Source organism: Streptomyces sp. NBRC 110611 (assembly GCF_001590865.1).
In the GTDB taxonomy this organism is placed as follows: domain Bacteria; phylum Actinomycetota; class Actinomycetes; order Streptomycetales; family Streptomycetaceae; genus Streptomyces.
The window spans coordinates 110,912-125,428 of the sequence record NZ_BBUY01000010.1 but is presented as its reverse complement, the minus strand read 5'-3'; the positions used below and the strand labels follow the sequence as shown (position 1 = coordinate 125,428).

13 protein-coding genes are annotated in these 14,517 nt (G+C 74.1%); 2 read left to right on the top strand and 11 right to left on the bottom strand.

The genetic code is table 11. The features are described from left to right. Positions 1-418 precede the first annotated feature (418 nt). A complete protein-coding gene (locus tag AZE13_RS21405; protein WP_066934281.1) occupies positions 419-1,201 on the top strand; it encodes a DeoR/GlpR family DNA-binding transcription regulator in 783 nt (260 codons plus the stop codon). Between the two features lie 9 nt (positions 1,202-1,210). On the opposite strand, the gene AZE13_RS21400 is transcribed toward AZE13_RS21405, so the two are convergent. From AZE13_RS21400 to AZE13_RS21370, 7 genes are all read right to left on the bottom strand, one after another. Then, complete coding sequence (locus AZE13_RS21400; protein WP_066934278.1) at positions 1,211-1,873, bottom strand: ABC transporter ATP-binding protein; 663 nt, start codon at positions 1,871-1,873, stop codon at positions 1,211-1,213. Continuing rightward, on the bottom strand, positions 1,866-2,765 hold the full coding sequence (locus AZE13_RS21395; protein ID WP_066934538.1) for an ABC transporter ATP-binding protein: 900 nt from the start codon (positions 2,763-2,765) through the stop codon (positions 1,866-1,868). Before AZE13_RS21395 ends, AZE13_RS21400 begins: the two co-directional genes overlap by 8 nt. Before the next feature lie 50 nt (positions 2,766-2,815). Beyond that, a complete protein-coding gene (locus AZE13_RS21390) occupies positions 2,816-3,703 on the bottom strand; it encodes an ABC transporter permease (protein WP_066934274.1) in 888 nt (295 codons plus the stop codon). After that, positions 3,696-4,661 carry an ABC transporter permease gene (locus AZE13_RS21385; RefSeq protein WP_066934535.1) on the bottom strand — a complete coding sequence of 322 codons (966 nt, stop codon included), beginning with the start codon at positions 4,659-4,661 and terminating at the stop codon, positions 3,696-3,698. The genes AZE13_RS21390 and AZE13_RS21385 overlap by 8 nt, the downstream gene beginning before the upstream one ends. Before the next feature lie 29 nt (positions 4,662-4,690). Beyond that, the gene (locus tag AZE13_RS21380) at positions 4,691-6,304 is read right to left on the bottom strand and encodes an ABC transporter substrate-binding protein (RefSeq protein ID WP_066934271.1); all 1,614 of its coding nucleotides are present in this window, start codon (positions 6,302-6,304) and stop codon (positions 4,691-4,693) included. 110 nt (positions 6,305-6,414) lie between these two features. After that, entirely contained in the window at positions 6,415-7,641 is a 1,227-nt protein-coding gene (locus tag AZE13_RS21375; RefSeq protein WP_066934268.1) for a S1 family peptidase, read from the bottom strand. Positions 7,642-8,029: 388 nt separating this feature from the next. Further along, on the bottom strand, positions 8,030-9,394 hold the full coding sequence (locus AZE13_RS21370) for a hypothetical protein (RefSeq protein WP_066934265.1): 1,365 nt from the start codon (positions 9,392-9,394) through the stop codon (positions 8,030-8,032). A gap of 202 nt (positions 9,395-9,596) precedes the next feature. Here AZE13_RS21370 and AZE13_RS21365 point away from each other — a divergent pair, with 202 nt between their 5' ends. After that, the gene (locus AZE13_RS21365; RefSeq protein WP_258527911.1) at positions 9,597-10,136 is read left to right on the top strand and encodes a hypothetical protein; all 540 of its coding nucleotides are present in this window, start codon (positions 9,597-9,599) and stop codon (positions 10,134-10,136) included. 76 nt (positions 10,137-10,212) lie between these two features. On the opposite strand, the gene AZE13_RS21360 is transcribed toward AZE13_RS21365, so the two are convergent. The 4 genes from AZE13_RS21360 to AZE13_RS21345 all read right to left on the bottom strand — a co-directional run bounded on the left by AZE13_RS21360 (position 10,213) and on the right by AZE13_RS21345 (position 14,395). Then, the gene (locus tag AZE13_RS21360) at positions 10,213-11,379 is read right to left on the bottom strand and encodes an acyl-CoA dehydrogenase family protein (protein WP_066934260.1); all 1,167 of its coding nucleotides are present in this window, start codon (positions 11,377-11,379) and stop codon (positions 10,213-10,215) included. Next, complete coding sequence (locus AZE13_RS21355; RefSeq protein ID WP_066934257.1) at positions 11,376-12,614, bottom strand: acyl-CoA dehydrogenase family protein; 1,239 nt, start codon at positions 12,612-12,614, stop codon at positions 11,376-11,378. The genes AZE13_RS21360 and AZE13_RS21355 overlap by 4 nt, the downstream gene beginning before the upstream one ends. Continuing rightward, positions 12,611-13,609 (bottom strand): NADPH:quinone oxidoreductase family protein, encoded by a 999-nt coding sequence (locus AZE13_RS21350; RefSeq protein ID WP_066934255.1) that lies wholly within the window; start codon positions 13,607-13,609, stop codon positions 12,611-12,613. The genes AZE13_RS21355 and AZE13_RS21350 overlap by 4 nt, the downstream gene beginning before the upstream one ends. Positions 13,610-13,759: 150 nt before the next feature. After that, on the bottom strand, positions 13,760-14,395 hold the full coding sequence (locus tag AZE13_RS21345; RefSeq protein WP_066934252.1) for a winged helix-turn-helix transcriptional regulator: 636 nt from the start codon (positions 14,393-14,395) through the stop codon (positions 13,760-13,762). Positions 14,396-14,517 lie beyond the last annotated feature (122 nt).

Sequence of the window (14,517 nt, the reverse complement as noted above, 5' to 3'; positions counted from 1 at the left end):
GACGTCCTGCGGTGCGCCCCCTACCGTGGGTGGGTGGGATCTTGTGGGTGGGGGTGACCGTAGCTCTGTACGTGTCCGCAGTGGACCACTCGCGTCCACCCCCACCCACCGTTTTCCCTCCCCCTCACGGGAGGGGCCGCTCCGCAGGACGGCAGTCCGGAGGAGCGGACCCGCACCCGACCCACCCACGCCCGCCGCAGGCGCACGGCCAGCAACACGCGCGGCGCCGCAGACGACAACGTGGGAAGTAAGCCAAGCGGTACGCGATTCGTCAACGGCCTGCCGAATGTTCACGTCAGGCCCCCGACCAGCCATGTTGTGTCGTGTCAGGCCGCCCGCCCAGGGACCCGCGCGGTGTTAAGTCCGTGCGAACATAACGCGGCGCATGAGCACGGAAAACCGAGAGGAGAGGGGCGCGATGGACCGGGTCGAGGCCCAGGAGGAACGGCGACGCCGTGTTCGGGAGACGGTCATCGCGCGCGGCTTCGTCCGCACCGCGGACCTCGCCGCGGAGTTCGGTATCAGCCTGATGACCGCGCACCGCGACCTGGACGCCCTCCAGGCGCAGGGCTGGCTGCGGAAGGTGCGCGGCGGTGCGACCGGCCTGCCGTCGGCGCAGTTCCACGGCAGCGTCGCGGAGCGCATGGCCACCATGGCGCAGACCAAGCTGCAGCTGGCGCGGGCCGCCGCGACCCAGCTGGTCCCCGGTCAGTCGGTGCTGCTCGACGACAGCACGACCTGTCTGCTGCTGGCGCACCAGGCCGCCGAGCACGCCCCGCTGACCGTGCTCACCAACTCCTTGCCCGCCATCACCACGCTCGCCAAGGAGCCCGGGATCTCCCTGATCACCCTGGGCGGCACGTACTTCCCCGCCTATGACGCCTTCATGGGCCCGCACACCGCCGAAGCGGTACGGGCGTTCCGCGCCGATGTGCTCTTCCTGTCCACCACGGCCGTCACCAACGGCCGCTGTTACCACACCTCGCCGGAGACCGTGCAGGTCAAGCGGGCGATGATGGAGTGCGCCGGGCGCCGCGTCCTGCTGGTCGACCACACCAAGTTCGCCAAGGGCGGCCTCTACGCCCTCGCCCCGCTCACCGACTTCGACCTGCTGATCGTCGACGACGGTCTGGCCGCGGAGCAGATCCGCCGGATCCGGGCGGCCGGCACGGAGGTGATGGTGGTACCGGCCAGGCCATAGGGCCTGCGGTCAGACCTCGGGCCCCAGCTCGGACCACGTGACCGTGCGGTCGCACCAGCGCTCCAGGAGCGTGCGGTCGTGGCCGACGGCGAGCAGCCCGGCGCCGGTGCGGCGGCGGTAGTCCTCGACGACGGCCACCAGGGCCGCGGTCGTGGAGGCGTCGAGCATCGCGGTCATCTCGTCGCAGACCAGCCAGCGGGGCCGGAGCACCAGGGCCCGGGCGAGGCAGGCGCGCTGGAGCTGTCCGTCGCTGACCTCGTGCGGGCGCCGGGCCAGCAGATCGTCGCCCAGACCGACGAGCGGGGCCAGCTCCTTCATCCGGTCCGGGATGCCGGTGCGGCGCCCGGTGGCCCGCAGTGGTTCGGCGATCAGGGCGGCGAGGGTGAGCCGGGGGTCGGCGGAGAGCCGGGGCTGCTGGAAGACCACGCCGACGGCGGTGCGCTGGGAGCGCGGGGCACGGTGACGCCACCCGGCGGCGGGCTCACCGTCCAGGACGACGGTGCCGGCTTCGGGCCGGTGCAGCAGCGCGGCGACCCGGGCGAGCGTGGACTTGCCGCAGCCGCTGGGTCCGAGCAGCCCGACCGCCTCGCCCGGGGCGATGGCCAGCGAGACGCCGCGTACGACGGGGTCACGGCGGCGGTATCCGGCGGTGATGTCCCGGAGTTCAAGCATCGGCGGTCTCCCGTGCGTGGTGGCAGGCGACCCCGTCGGCGAGCGCGGGCACCGTCGCGCAGTCCGCGGTGGCCCGGTGGCAGCGGGGGGCGAAGGCGCAGCCGGACGGGAGGTCGCCCAGCTCCGGCGGCATCCCCGGGATGGGGGTGAAGGCGCGGTCGGGGAGGGCGTCGAGCAGTCCGCGCGCGTAGGGGTGGCGGGGGCCCGGGGCGCCGAAGAAGCGTGCGGCGTCGGCGAGTTCGACGATCCGGCCGGCGTACATGACGGCGACCCGGTCGGCGATGCGCTCGGCGGCGGGCAGGTCGTGCGTGATCATCAGCAGGGCGCGGCCCCGGTCGACGTGGCGGCGCAGCTCGTCAACGGTGCGGTCGACCAGGGCGCGGTCGAGGCCGGTGGTGGGTTCGTCGGCGAGCAGCAGCGGGGCGTCCCCGACGAGCGCGAGGGCGGTGGCGGCGCGCTGGGCGAGGCCGCCGGAGAGCTGGTGCGGATGGCGGTCGAGGTGGTCCAGCGGGAAGGCGGCGCGCTGGGCGGCCGCCTCCGCCGCCGCGCGCAGGCCGGGCCTGGCGGTGTCCGTCAGCTCCCGGACGGTCTCCTCCAGCTGGGAGCGGACCGTCCGGACGGGGGTGAGGTGCGCGGACGGGCTCTGCGGTACGAGTCCGACGCGGCGGCCCCGGATGGTGCGGGACAGCTCCCGCTCGGAGGCGCGCAGCAGGTCCGTCCCGTCGAGCAGCGCCGAACCCGCCGTCTCGGCGTTGGCGGGCAGCAGTCCGAGCAGCGCGGAGGCCAGCACGGACTTGCCGCAGCCGCTCTCCCCCACCAGGGCCAGGCACTCCCCCGGCGCGAGGTCGAAGCGGGCTCCGGTGACGGCGGCGACATGGCGGCCGGTGCGCATCCGGAACCGCACGGAGAGATCGCGTACGGACAGCACGGGCGGTACGGCGTTCACAGCATCAGCTCCGATCGGCGGCGCGGGTTGATGCGCTCCCGCCAGGCGCCGGCCAGGCCCGCGATGGCGAGGGTGGGGACGATGATGAACAGGCCGGGGAAGAGGGTGGGCCACCAGTCGCCGGCGAGCAGTGAACTCCGCGCGCTGTTGACCATGTTGCCCAGGCTCGCCTGGTGGGCGGGGAGCCCGAGCCCCAGGAAGGAGAGCGCGGACTCGTGCCAGATGGCGTGCGGGACCATCAGGACGGCGGCCAGCCCGGCCTGCGGCAGGACACCGGGCAGGAGGTGGCGTACGGCGACCCGCCGGCGCGAGGCGCCGCCGGAGACCGCCGCGTCGACGTACGGGCGGGAGCGCAGCGAGAGCACCTCGGCGCGGACGATGCGCGCGGTGGACAGCCAGTGGGTGGCGGCCACCGACAGGATGACCGGCCAGACGCCGGGCCGGAACATCGCGACGACGAAGATGCCGAGCAGCAGATGCGGCACGGACGAGAACAGGTCGACGACGCGCATGACGAGGCGGTCGGCCCAGCCGCCGAGCGCGCCCGCCAGGGCGCCCACCGCCGTCCCGATCACGGTGGCGGCGAGCGCCGCGACCACGCCGACGAGCAGCGAGATCCGCAGCCCGTACACACAGCGCAGCAGCAGGTCCCGGCCGACCTCGTCGGTGCCGAAGAGGTGCTCCCAGGACGGTGGCCGGAGCTTGGCGGCCAGGTCGACGGCCTGTTCGTCGAGCGGGACGAGCGGCGGGACGAGCAGTACGGCGAGGACGACGGCGGCGATCAGGCCCGCCGAGGCCCGGAGGCGGAGCGTGCGGGTGCCGCGCCGGCCGCCGCGCGGGTCCGGGCGGGCGAACCAGTCGCGGGGTGTGGTGGTGTCAGCCATCGAAGGCCACCCTCGGGTCGGCCAGTCCGTACAGCAGGTCGGACAGGAGGTTTCCGGCGAGCACGGCGGCGGTGGCGAGCACGGTCAGCGCGGCGAGCAGCGGGAAGTCGACGCCGGTCGCCGCCTGGACGGTGGCCGAGGCCACGCCGGGCCAGCTGAAGACGGTCTCCACCAGCAGCGCGCCGGTGATCAGTTCCGGCACCCGCGAGCCGATCAGGGTCAGTACGGGCAGCAGCCCGGAGCGCAGCGCGTGCCGCACGAGGATCGTGCGCTCGCGCAGGCCGCGGGCCCGGGCGCCGCGCACGGGATCCTCCTCCAGGGCGTCGCCGACGCCCTGCCGTACGTACAGCACGAACCACGGGAGCTGGGAGACGGCGAGCACCAGCGCGGGCAGCAGGGCGTGGGTCGCGATCTGCCCGGCGGTGGCGGTCTCGGTACCGGTGTCGGTGAGGCCGCCGGCCGGGAGCACATCGAGCTTGAGGGCGAACAGCCAGATGGCGAGCAGGCCGAGCCAGAACGGGGGTGCGGCCTCCAGCGCGTACGACACGGAGGTGACGGCGCGGTCGAGGAGCCCGCCGCGGCGGCGCGCCGCGAGCACGCCGAGCGCCGTGCCGAGGACGACCGCGACGGCGAAGGCGAGCCCGCACAGCAGCGCGGACCAGCCGATCCGCTCGCCGATGACCTGGGCGACGGGCTGGCGCAGCGACGTGGACTGGCCGAGGTCGCCGGTGAGGGCGCCGGTCAGCCAGTGCCACCAGCGCGCGGCCAGCGGCTGGTCGACGCCGAGGTTGGCGCGGAGCTGGTCGAGGGTCTCCTGGGAGGCGGTGAGCCCCGCCCCGCCCGCGTACGCCGTGACCGGGTCGAAGGGCGAGGCGGCGGCGATCGCGAAGACGCCGAAGGTGACGGCGAGGAGGACGGGGACGGCGAGCAGCGCCCGCCGACCCGCCATCCGCGCCATCGGTCCCCAGGGCGGAGCGGTCCGGGCGGTCACTTCTTGGGCTGCCAGTCCTCTGCGTTCCACCAGGGGCCCGCGCCGAGGCCGTGGTCGTGCGGCTCGACCTGGGTGGTCAGGTCCTGCCACTTGTCCTTGACCACGTAGAGGTGGTCGACGTGGGTGAGGAAGACGTAGGCCGGGTTCTCGGCCAGCCGCTGCTGGATCTTGTCGTAGGCGGCCTTGCGCCGGGCGGTGTCGTCGGTGCGGCGGGCCGCTTCGAGCTGCTCGTCGACGGTCGTGTCGGCGTAGCGGGACATGTTGTTGAAGCCGTCGCCCGCCAGGGAGGAGTGCAGCAGCAGGTACTGGTCGAAGTCGGGGTCGGCGGGGCTGCCGCCGCCGCCCAGCACCGCGTCGTTCTTCATGTTCGGCTCGATGGCCTCCCAGGTGCCGGACTGCACCTTGACCTCGACACCGGCCTTCTTGGCGTCGGAGGCGAAGGCGAGGGCGTGCTTCTGGCGGAGGGTGTCGCCGGAGAGGTACCAGAGGGTGAAGGAGGCGCGTCGGCCGTCCTTCTCGCGGATGCCGTCCCGGCCCGGCTTCCAGCCCGCGTCGTCCAGGATCCGCTGGGCCTTCGTCAGGTCGTGCGGACGCTCGGTGCCCTTGGCGAACCACGGGCTGTCGGTGGGCACGGGGCCGTAGGCGGGCTTGCCCGCGCCTTCGAGGATGCCCTTGACCATGGCCGCGCGGTCCACGGCGACGTCCAGGGCGCGGCGGACGGCCTGGTCGCCGGTGACGGGGTTGGCGCTGGGCAGCGTGACGTTGCGGTAGTCGAAGGTCTTGGCCGTGACCGTCCGCAGCCCCTTGCCGTCCTCGCCGGCCTTGAAGGTGGCCGCGAGGTTGGGCGGCAGGATGGCGCCGTCGAGTTCGCCCGTGCGCAGGCGGGTGGCGCGGACGTCGTCGTCCTTGATGATCGCCATGGTGAGCTTCTTCACCTTCGGCGCGCCGCCCCAGTACGCGGGGTTGGCCTTGAAGGTGAGCTTCTCGCCCTTGGACCAGCCGGTGAGGAGGTACGGGCCGGTGCCGACCGGCTTGGTGGCGAACTCGCCGCTGTTGACGTCCTGCTTCTCGGCGATGTGCCGGGGGACGATGGGCAGGACGGTGCGCTCGGCGAACGGCGCGTAGGGGTACTTGAGGTGGAAGACGACGGTGTGGGCGTCCTTCTTCTCGACCTTGTCGATGGCGTCCAGCTCGGCCTTGGAGGCGTTGTTGGTCTTCTCGTCGAGGATGGTCTCGTAGGTGAAGACGACATCGTCGGCGGTGAAGGGCTTGCCGTCGGAGAACCGTACGCCCTTGCGGAGGGTGTAGGTGTAGGTCGTGCCGTCGTCGGATACCTTGGGCAGCCCGGCGGCGAGGGCGGGCTTGAGCTTCATTCCCGCGTCGTGTGCGAGCAGCCCGTCGAAGATCTTGGAGTTGCCGTCCTTGCCGTAGCCGAGGAGAGGGCTGAGGGTCTCGGGCTCGTTGGCGATCCCGACGACGGCGGTGCTGGGGTCCCCCGGGCCCGTGCCGCTCCGGCCGCCGTCGTTCGGCGTCGAACAGGCCGCCGCCAGCAGCGCCATGGCACCCGCCAGCGCCGCGGCGGTCACTCCCCGTATGGACCGGGCCGTCATGCCCACACCCCTAATGAAGATCGACTGTTATTGCGACGTTCTCGCAATTAAGCGGCTCCATTAAAACAGGCGTAAAAGTGCAGGCGAAAAGCGGTGGCACACGGTAGGCGTCAGTCGTCGTCCGTCTTGAGCCTCAGGTCCCACCGGGCCAGTGCCTCGCCGACCGGCTGGAAGATGGTGACGGTGTCCCCGCCGCCGTCGCAGTGCGCGGCGCCGCCGCCGGAGTGCACCCCGACGGCCAGCGGGGCGTCCGGCTGGGTCACGTACGAGCCGCCCGAGTCACCGGCCGCGGAGCAGGCGTTGGTGTACGAGAGCCCCTCGATGACCATCGTGCCGTAGTCCACGGTCTGGTCGACCCGGGTGATCTCACCGCAGTGCCAGCCGCTGGACTGCCCGGAGCGGCAGATGGACATCCCGGCCAGCCCCTCCTGCACGCCGGTCACCGCGACCCGCGCCCCGCCCTGGCCCGCCACGTCCGGGCTGACGGTCCAGCCCGGCTGGTCGACCTCCACCAGCCCGAAGTCCCCCTCCCGTCCGTTGACGCTGCGGTCGCCGCCCGGGTTGGAGGTGCCCATCCGGCTGCCGTCGCTGCCGTACGCGGCCTGGTCAGGGGTGAGGGTGCAGTGACCGGCCGTCAGAAAACCCTGGAAGTCGTGCCGGCCGGTCACCGAGAAGCCGACGGAGCAGATGCCCTCGTGTCCCGGCATCCAGCGCTCCCCGCCGACGACCGTGCCGTCCTGCTGGCGCGGCGACCGGTCGGTCCGCTCGACGGTGACCGGCACCTTCGCCCGCGCGCCGAGGACACGTACGGTGTCCTCGAAGGCCGCGGTCCGCGCGGTGCTCCTGGTCCGGTCGACGCGGATGACCACCCCGTTGGCGCGTTCGTCCACCCCCCAGCCGATGACGCCGGGCACCCCCTGGCCGGCCCGGTCGTCGATCTGCCGGACCAGCGCGGTGAGCGCGGCGTGGCTGTGCCGTACGGTCCTGGGCTCCGCGCCGGCGGTCCGCACCAGCTGGGCGTCGGCGGCACGGGTGACCGCGACGACCAGCTTGCCGCTCAGCTTGTCGAACCACATCCCGGCGGGCGGCGTGGTCAGCATCCGGCGCACGGCGGCGGCCGCCCGGTGCGCGTCGGCCTCCTGGGCGAGCCGGATACGCACCTGATCCGCGGAGAGTCCGAGGTCCCGGCCCATCGCGTCGAGCATGCCGCGCGGCGACGGCTGGGGCGTCGGGCCGGGCCACGGCACGGCGCGCGCCGGGCCGACCGGGCCGGCCACCGCCAGGACGGCGGCGGCGATCGCGCCCCAGAGGGCTGCCTTGCGCATGCGGCGTTCCATCGGGGATCTCCTTCGCGGTATCGAGAGCACGTCGGATCCGATGTGGTGAGCGTGCTCGACACCGTGAAGTGCGGCATGGGGAAGATCCCCGGCGGCATGGGGGCGGGACCGGCGGCCCCGGCTGCCAAATCCCCGCCGCCCCTGGCCCGGTGGCGTTCCAGCGGCTTCCCGCGGCGCCGCGGGACGTGACCTGCTCGGCCGCCCGCCATCCGGGAGGCACGGCACCTGAATGCCCGTCACACCGGCCGGGGGTGCGTACGACGGGCCGGAGGGTACGCATGACGGGCCGGCGAGCGCTCAGCTGTGGTGAACGCTCACCGGCCCGTGGTGAGTCGGAGGACGGCCAGGGGTCTGTCCCGGAAGAACCCCGTGGCCTCAGAAGCCCCCGTCAGAAGCCCCCGTCGCCGCCGCCGAAACCGCCGCCGTCACCGAAGCCGCCCCCGAAGTCGCCGCCGCCGAAGCCGCCGCCGAAGTCGTCGGGGTTGAAGTCGGCTCCGGAGACGTCGCCGCCGTCGGCGCCGGCCGGGCCGCCGAAGTCCGCGCCGTAGGCGTGCGGCGCCATCATCATGTTGCCGAGCACCGTGCCCACCAGGAGACCGGGCAGCAGACCACCGCCGAAGTAGCCGCCGGCCCAGGGGGCGTAGGCCGGGCCCGCGTCCCAGTAGGGGCGGTCGCCGCTCTCGGTGCGGACCGTGCGGGCCAGCGGTTCCCGGCCGTCGTCCAGCCGGCTCTTGTCCGCGGCGCACACCGGTACGGTGCGCTCCGCGCCGCCCGGCGGGGCCCAGGTGACGTCGACGACGGACGGGCCGTGCCGCGGGTCGAAGAAGCAGGGCAGCCGGCGCTCGGGCAGCGGGCGGCCCTCGCGCCGTGCGGCGAGCGTGGCCAGGGCGAACCGGCCCTCCTCCAGGGCCTGGGTCACCGCCTGCACATCGCCGGGGTGCCGGGCCGCCGCCATCGCCGTCTTGGCGTTCTCGTACGCGTCCAGCGCCTGGCTGTAGTCCGTGCGCATCGCCTCGTCGGCACCGGGCTCGCCGGGGCTGAAGTCGAGCCGGTCCAGCTCCTCGCCGAAGGCGGTGATGTCCTCGTCGACGACGACCCGCAGGTCCTCCAGCGCGGCCCGCTCCGCCTCGGCCCGGCGCCGGCGGTTGCGGCGGGCGATCGCGTACGCGCCACCGCCGCCGACGGCCACCAGTACGCCGAGGCCGATCGCCGTACCGGTGTCGAAGCCGGTGCCGCCGGTGCCGCCGCCCCAGGAGTCGGGGGCGTGGCCGCGCGCCGACTGCTCCGCGCTGTCGACGAAGCTGTTGAGCCGCTCGGCGACGGTCGGGTACGAGGACCCCTTGACCGCGCCGACCAGGTTCTGCACCGAGCTGCGCGACATCACCCTGGCGTCGGCGCCGGCGTTGAAGCCGTCGCCGAGCTCGACGGCGTAGAGGCCGCTGATGCCGACCTTGGTCCGCAGGTTCCTCAGCAGGGTGCTGGGCTGGTACTCGGCGGCTTTCGGCAGGACGGCGACGAAGACCGGCTTGTCCGCGTCCTTGATCTTCTTGGCCAGCGCGTCCGCCTCGGCGGCGGAGAGCATCCCCGCGGCGCGCGGATCGACGTAGACCGGGCCCTTCTTCAGGGCGGCGGCGGCCTCGTCGAGCCCGCCCGCGGCCCGGGCTCCGGGCGCCATGGCCATGGCCACCGCCAGCAGGGCGGCCACCATCAGCAGAACCGGTCCGATCAGCGCACGACGGGTTGCGGTGTTCATGGGTTCGACGCTACCCGAACGGAACTTTTCCGACATAGCCCGTCCGGTGATCGACATGGTCCGGCCCCGGGATTGTCCCTCGTCCTTCCCCGCCTGTCGCGCCGGAAATGACCATCCAGGTGGTCGCTCAGCGCGTCGTTTTCGCCGGTCGGCGGGCCGGGGATGCTCCGGCTCATCCCTCCCCCGAGGAAACGAGGAGACGATGTCCAGGGCAGCCTCGGTGGCCACGAATCTGGCCGTCACCGCCGCCGTCACCACCATCGGCTGCATGGCGGTGATCACTCTGACCCCCGACCGCACCGAGGCCGGGAGCCGGCCGCCGGCGGGCGGCGGCCGCACCGTCACGGCCGGACACCCGGGCTCGGCCGCCCGCGCCGCCACCTCCGCCCTCGGCGCGCCGGCCGCCCCCTCCGGCGCCGTCCCGTTCACCCCGCCCGTGACGGGACGGATCGAGGTGACCGCGCCCCGGGCCGGGATCGGCCTCCGCTCGAACAGCAGCTTCGCCGTGGCGTGGAAGAACAGCACCGGTGAGAAGGTGAACGTCTGGCTGCGCGCGGACCTGGGCCACGGCTTCTCCCAGCGGATGGGGCTGGCCGCGACCCGGGCCGGCGCGGGGGCGACCGGCGAGGCGATCGCGACACTGCCCCCGGTACCGCCCGGCCGGCACTACTTCCTCGAGGTGGCGACCACCGGCAACGCCGCCGTCCGCGGCTTCAGCAGGCCGTTCACCGTCACCGGCTGAACCCCTCGCACCGGTGGGACCGAGGACGCCGGTACGAGGACGCCCCCGCGACGCCCCTGCGCCGAAGGCGGAGCGGCTACGCCGAAGGCGGAGGGGCGAGGTCCACCAGCCCCGCCAGTGCCTCCCGGTGCCGCCCCGGCGACCCCAGCGCCAGCTCCTCACTCTTGGCCCGCTTGAGGAACAGGTGCGCCGGGTGTTCCCAGGTCATCCCGATCCCGCCGTGGAGCTGGACACACTCCTCGGCGGCGCGCACCGCCACCGGCGCGCAGTACGCCTGGGCGACCGCCACCGCCACCGGGGCATCCGGGCTGTCGGTGGCCAGCGCGTCCGCGGCGTAACGGGCGGCCGCCCGGGCCGAGGTGACCTCCAGCCACAGCGCGGCCATCCGGTGCTTGAGCGCCTGGAAAGAGCCCACGGGACGGCCGAACTGGGTGCGCCGGGTGGTGTACCGCACGGCTTCGGCCAGGCACCACTCGGCGACCCCGAGCTGTTCGGAGGCGAGCAGTCCGGCCCCGGTCAGCAGCGCACGCTCCACAGCCGTACGGGCCCGGTCGCCGGTGGCCAGCAGCCGCCCGCGGGCGCCGTCGAAGGTGAGGTGGGTCAGGGGGCGGGTGAGGTCGAGCGGGGTGACGGCCGCGGCCCGCACCCCGTCCGCCGTGGCCTCGACCGCGTAGAGCGCCGGGCCGTCGGGCCCCTGGGCGGGCACGAGCAGCAGCCCGGCGGCCGCGGCGTCGGCGACCGAGGTCGCCCGGCCGGTGAGCGTGCCGCCCCGCTCGGCCCGTACGGCCGGGTCCGGCACCCGGCCCGGCGCGGTGGTGAACGGGACCGCGAGCACGCCGACGGTACGGCCTTCGGCGAGCGCGGCGAGCGGTGCGGCGACCTCCTCCCGGCCGTGGTCGCAGCCGAGCAGTGCGGTCACCGCGATGACCGCACTGGTGAGATAGGGGACGCGGGCGACCGAGCGGCCCAGCTCCTCCAGGACGACGGCGGCCTCCCGGGCGCTCGCACCGGCACCGCCGAGCGCTTCGGGGACCAGCAGGCCAGCGGCACCGATCCCGGTGGCGAGGGCCTGCCACAGTCCGGTGTCACAGGGGGTGTCCGCCTCCAGTCCGGCGAGCACGGTGGCCGGATCGCTCCGGTCGGCGAGCAGCGCCCGTACGGAGGCGCGCAGTGCGTCCTCCTCCTCGGAGTACCGGAGGTCGGGCTCGGGGGCGGCGGGCACGGAGCGGGTCCCGGCGGTCATCGGGGGAGGTCCTTCCACGCGACGTCCTTGTCGGTGCGCGGCTCGGGCGGCAGCCCCAGCACACGCTCGGCGACGATGTTGAGCAGCACTTCCGAGGTGCCTCCCTCGATGGAGTTCCCCTTGGCGCGCAGGTAGCGGTAGCCGGCCTCACGTCCGGTGAAGTCGACGCCCTCGGGGCGGCGCATCGTCCAGTCGTCGTAGGTCAGTCCGTCCTCGCCGAGGAACTCCACCTCCCAGCCGCTGATCTCCTGGGCGAGCCGCGCGAAGGCCAGTTTCAGGCCGCTGCCCTCCGGGCCGGGCTGGCCCTGGGACAGCTGCTGCCGCAGCCGTTCGCCGGTCAGCCGGGCGGCCTCGGCCGCCACCCACAGTGTCAGCAGCCGCTGGTGCAGGTCATGGGTGCGCAGACCGGGGCGGGCCCGCCAGTCGGCTGCGGCCACGCCGATCATCCCGCCCTCGCGGGGGGTGCGGGTGCCGCCGATGGCGACCCGCTCGTTCATCAGCGTCGCCTGTGCCACCTGCCAGCCCTCGCCGACCGCACCGAGGCGGTGGGCGTCGGGGATCCGGACGCCGGTGAGGAAGACCTCGTTGAACTCGGCCTCACCGGTGATCTGCCGCAGCGGCCGCACCTCGACGCCGGGGTCGGTCATATCGCAGAGGAAGTAGGTGATGCCGCGGTGCTTGGGCACCTCGGGGTCGGTGCGCGCGATCAGGATCGCCCAGCGGGCCAGATGCGCGCTGGACGTCCAGACCTTCTGCCCGTCGACGATCCAGTCCCCCCGGTCGTCGCGTACCGCGCGGGTGGCCAGCGCCGCCAGGTCGGAGCCGGCGCCGGGCTCGCTGAACAGCTGGCACCACACCTCCTCGCCGGTCCACAGCGGGCGCAGGAAGCGCCGCCGCTGCTCGTCGGTGCCGAACCGCAGGATGGTGGGTGCGGCCATGCCCAGGCCGATGCCGATCCGGTCCGGGGCGTTGTCGGGGGCGCCGGCCGCCGCCAGCTCCGCGTCCACCACCGCCTGCAGGGGCCGGGGCGTGCCCAGTCCGCCGAGGCCTTCGGGGAAGTGCACCCAGGCGAGCCCGGCGTCGAAGCGGGCCCGCAGGAACTCCAGCCGGTCCGTGGCAGACCAAAGGTGCGGGCCTGCGGGGCCCTCGTTCGAGGGTGGTGGGGGGAGACGGGTGGGCGGGTGCGCGGCGAGCAGCTCGGCGGTGCGCCGGCGCAGGTCGGCGGCGTCGGTCATCGGGCCTCCCCGGCTCCGGGAACCACTACGAGACGCCCGACGGAGTGCCCGTCGGCGACCCGCTGGACGGCGTCGGCGGCCCCCGCCAACGGCACCCGCCCGCCGATCAGTGGCTGGACCACGCCCTGTGCGGCGAGCTTGGTCAGCTCCTCGTGGCAGGTCTCGACGGCGGCCGGGGCCTTGGTGTTGTACAGGCCCCAATGCAGCCCCAGGACCGAGTAGTTCTTCACCAGGACATGGTTGAGGGCGGGGGTGGGAACGGTACCGCCGGCGAAGCCGACGACGATGACCCGGCCTTCGAAGGCGATGCACTTGACGGACCTGGCGTAGGCGTCGCCGCCCACGGGGTCGTAGACCACGTCCGCGCCGCGCCCGCCGGTGGCCTCCTTCACCCCGGCCACGATGTCGTCGGTGCGCCGGTCGAGGACGCCATCACACCCCAGTCCGGCGGCGATGCGGACCTTGTCCGCGCCACCGGCCACCCCGATGACCCGCGCCCCGGCGGCCTTTCCGAGCTGGACGGCGGCGCTGCCGACACCACCGGCCGCGGCGTGCACCAGCAGGGTCTCCCCCGGTTGCAGACGGGCCCGGCGGTGCAGGCCGAACCACCCGGTCTGGTAGCCGATGTGCAGCGCGGCGGCCCCGGCGTCGTCCAGGGCCTCGGGGGCGGGGCGGACCGTCGCCGCGTCCACGACGGCGAGTTCGGCGAATCCCCCCTGGGGCAGCGGCGGCTGGGCCAGCACCCGCGCGCCGACCGCACCGGCCGCTCCCTCCCCGACGGCGAGCACCTCACCGCAGATCTCCACGCCCGGGGTGAACGGCAGCGGCGGCCGCACCTGGTAGTGGCCCCGGCACAGCAGCGCGTCGGGGAAGTTGACGTTGGCGGCCCGCACCCGCAGCAGCAGTTGCCCCGGCCCCGGCCGGGGGTCCGGCACCTCCTCCAGGCGCATCACCGCGCGCGGCTCGCCGTTCGTATGTACGCGCCATGCCTTCACCTGGTGCCTCCACAGCCTTGGGTACACGGGGTGGCACGAAGGGCACGCGGCTCCCTCGCCAGCGGCATACTAAGCGGTCGGTATCCCCGACGGAACAGTCTCCGCCGAGTCCCGGCCATCTCGCCCCCGGGAGCGCTCACCGACGCCCCGTCACCCGGCGTCGCCCCGGGGCCCGGTCGCCGGACTGCCGCCGGCCTCGATCCGGCCGGAGGCGATCCCCTCGGCGAGGGAGAGGCGGTCATGGGCGAGGTCGGCGCAGGTCGCGGTGTCCATCCGCAGGCGGATGTCGGGGTGCTCGGCGGGGCCGTCCGCGTAGCCGGGCCCGTCACCTCCGAGGACGACATGGAACTCGCCCTCGTCCAGGGCGATATCGACCACTCCGACGCCGTCGTCCGCGAAGTGCCGGGTGAGCCGGGCGAGGAGCGGGACGGCGAACCAGTGGGCCCGCACCGCGTCCGTCGGGCACTTCTCGTCGAGAGCGGGCGCGCCCCAGTCGGCGAGGGCGGTGAGCGCGGGCAGCAACGAGCGGCCGCGGTCGGTGAGTTCGTAGACGGAGGCGGCTCCGGGCGGGGCGAGCCGGCGGCGGGTGACCAGGCCGTCCCGCTCCATGCCCTTGAGCCGGGAGGCGAGCATGTCCGTGCTGACGCCCGGCAGGTCGGCGTGGAGGTCGGTGTAGCGCCGGGAACCGCCGAGCAGTTCCCGGACGATGAGCAGCGTCCAGCGGTCACCGATGGCGTCCAGGGCCCGGGCGACGGCGCAGTACTGGTCATAGCTTCGGCGCGGCATGACCTCAGCATAGCCAGAAGTTGGACTTTCCAAGTCCACACTTGGTAAAACCAAGTACGGTGTTTGCGAGTGCTCGCCGCGCCGAGCGGTGAGCGAGGGGACCGGGAGGCCGCCGCATGCAG

Excerpts from the sequence above, each read along its gene's own strand:
- AZE13_RS21375 (WP_066934268.1), bottom strand. The coding sequence starts at position 7,641 with ATGGAACGCCGCATGCGCAAGGCAGCCCTCTGGGGCGCGATCGCCGCC.
- AZE13_RS21355 (WP_066934257.1), bottom strand. The coding sequence starts at position 12,614 with ATGACCGACGCCGCCGACCTGCGCCGGCGCACCGCCGAGCTGCTCGCC.
- AZE13_RS21360 (WP_066934260.1), bottom strand. The coding sequence starts at position 11,379 with ATGACCGCCGGGACCCGCTCCGTGCCCGCCGCCCCCGAGCCCGACCTC.
- AZE13_RS21385 (WP_066934535.1), bottom strand. The coding sequence starts at position 4,661 with ATGGCGCGGATGGCGGGTCGGCGGGCGCTGCTCGCCGTCCCCGTCCTC.
- AZE13_RS21390 (WP_066934274.1), bottom strand. The coding sequence starts at position 3,703 with ATGGCTGACACCACCACACCCCGCGACTGGTTCGCCCGCCCGGACCCG.
- AZE13_RS21370 (WP_066934265.1), bottom strand. The coding sequence starts at position 9,394 with ATGAACACCGCAACCCGTCGTGCGCTGATCGGACCGGTTCTGCTGATG.
- AZE13_RS21365 (WP_258527911.1), top strand. The coding sequence starts at position 9,597 with ATGTCCAGGGCAGCCTCGGTGGCCACGAATCTGGCCGTCACCGCCGCC.
- AZE13_RS21345 (WP_066934252.1), bottom strand. The coding sequence starts at position 14,395 with ATGCCGCGCCGAAGCTATGACCAGTACTGCGCCGTCGCCCGGGCCCTG.
- AZE13_RS21395 (WP_066934538.1), bottom strand. The coding sequence starts at position 2,765 with ATGCGCACCGGCCGCCATGTCGCCGCCGTCACCGGAGCCCGCTTCGAC.
- AZE13_RS21380 (WP_066934271.1), bottom strand. The coding sequence starts at position 6,304 with ATGACGGCCCGGTCCATACGGGGAGTGACCGCCGCGGCGCTGGCGGGT.
- AZE13_RS21400 (WP_066934278.1), bottom strand. The coding sequence starts at position 1,873 with ATGCTTGAACTCCGGGACATCACCGCCGGATACCGCCGCCGTGACCCC.
- AZE13_RS21405 (WP_066934281.1), top strand. The coding sequence starts at position 419 with ATGGACCGGGTCGAGGCCCAGGAGGAACGGCGACGCCGTGTTCGGGAG.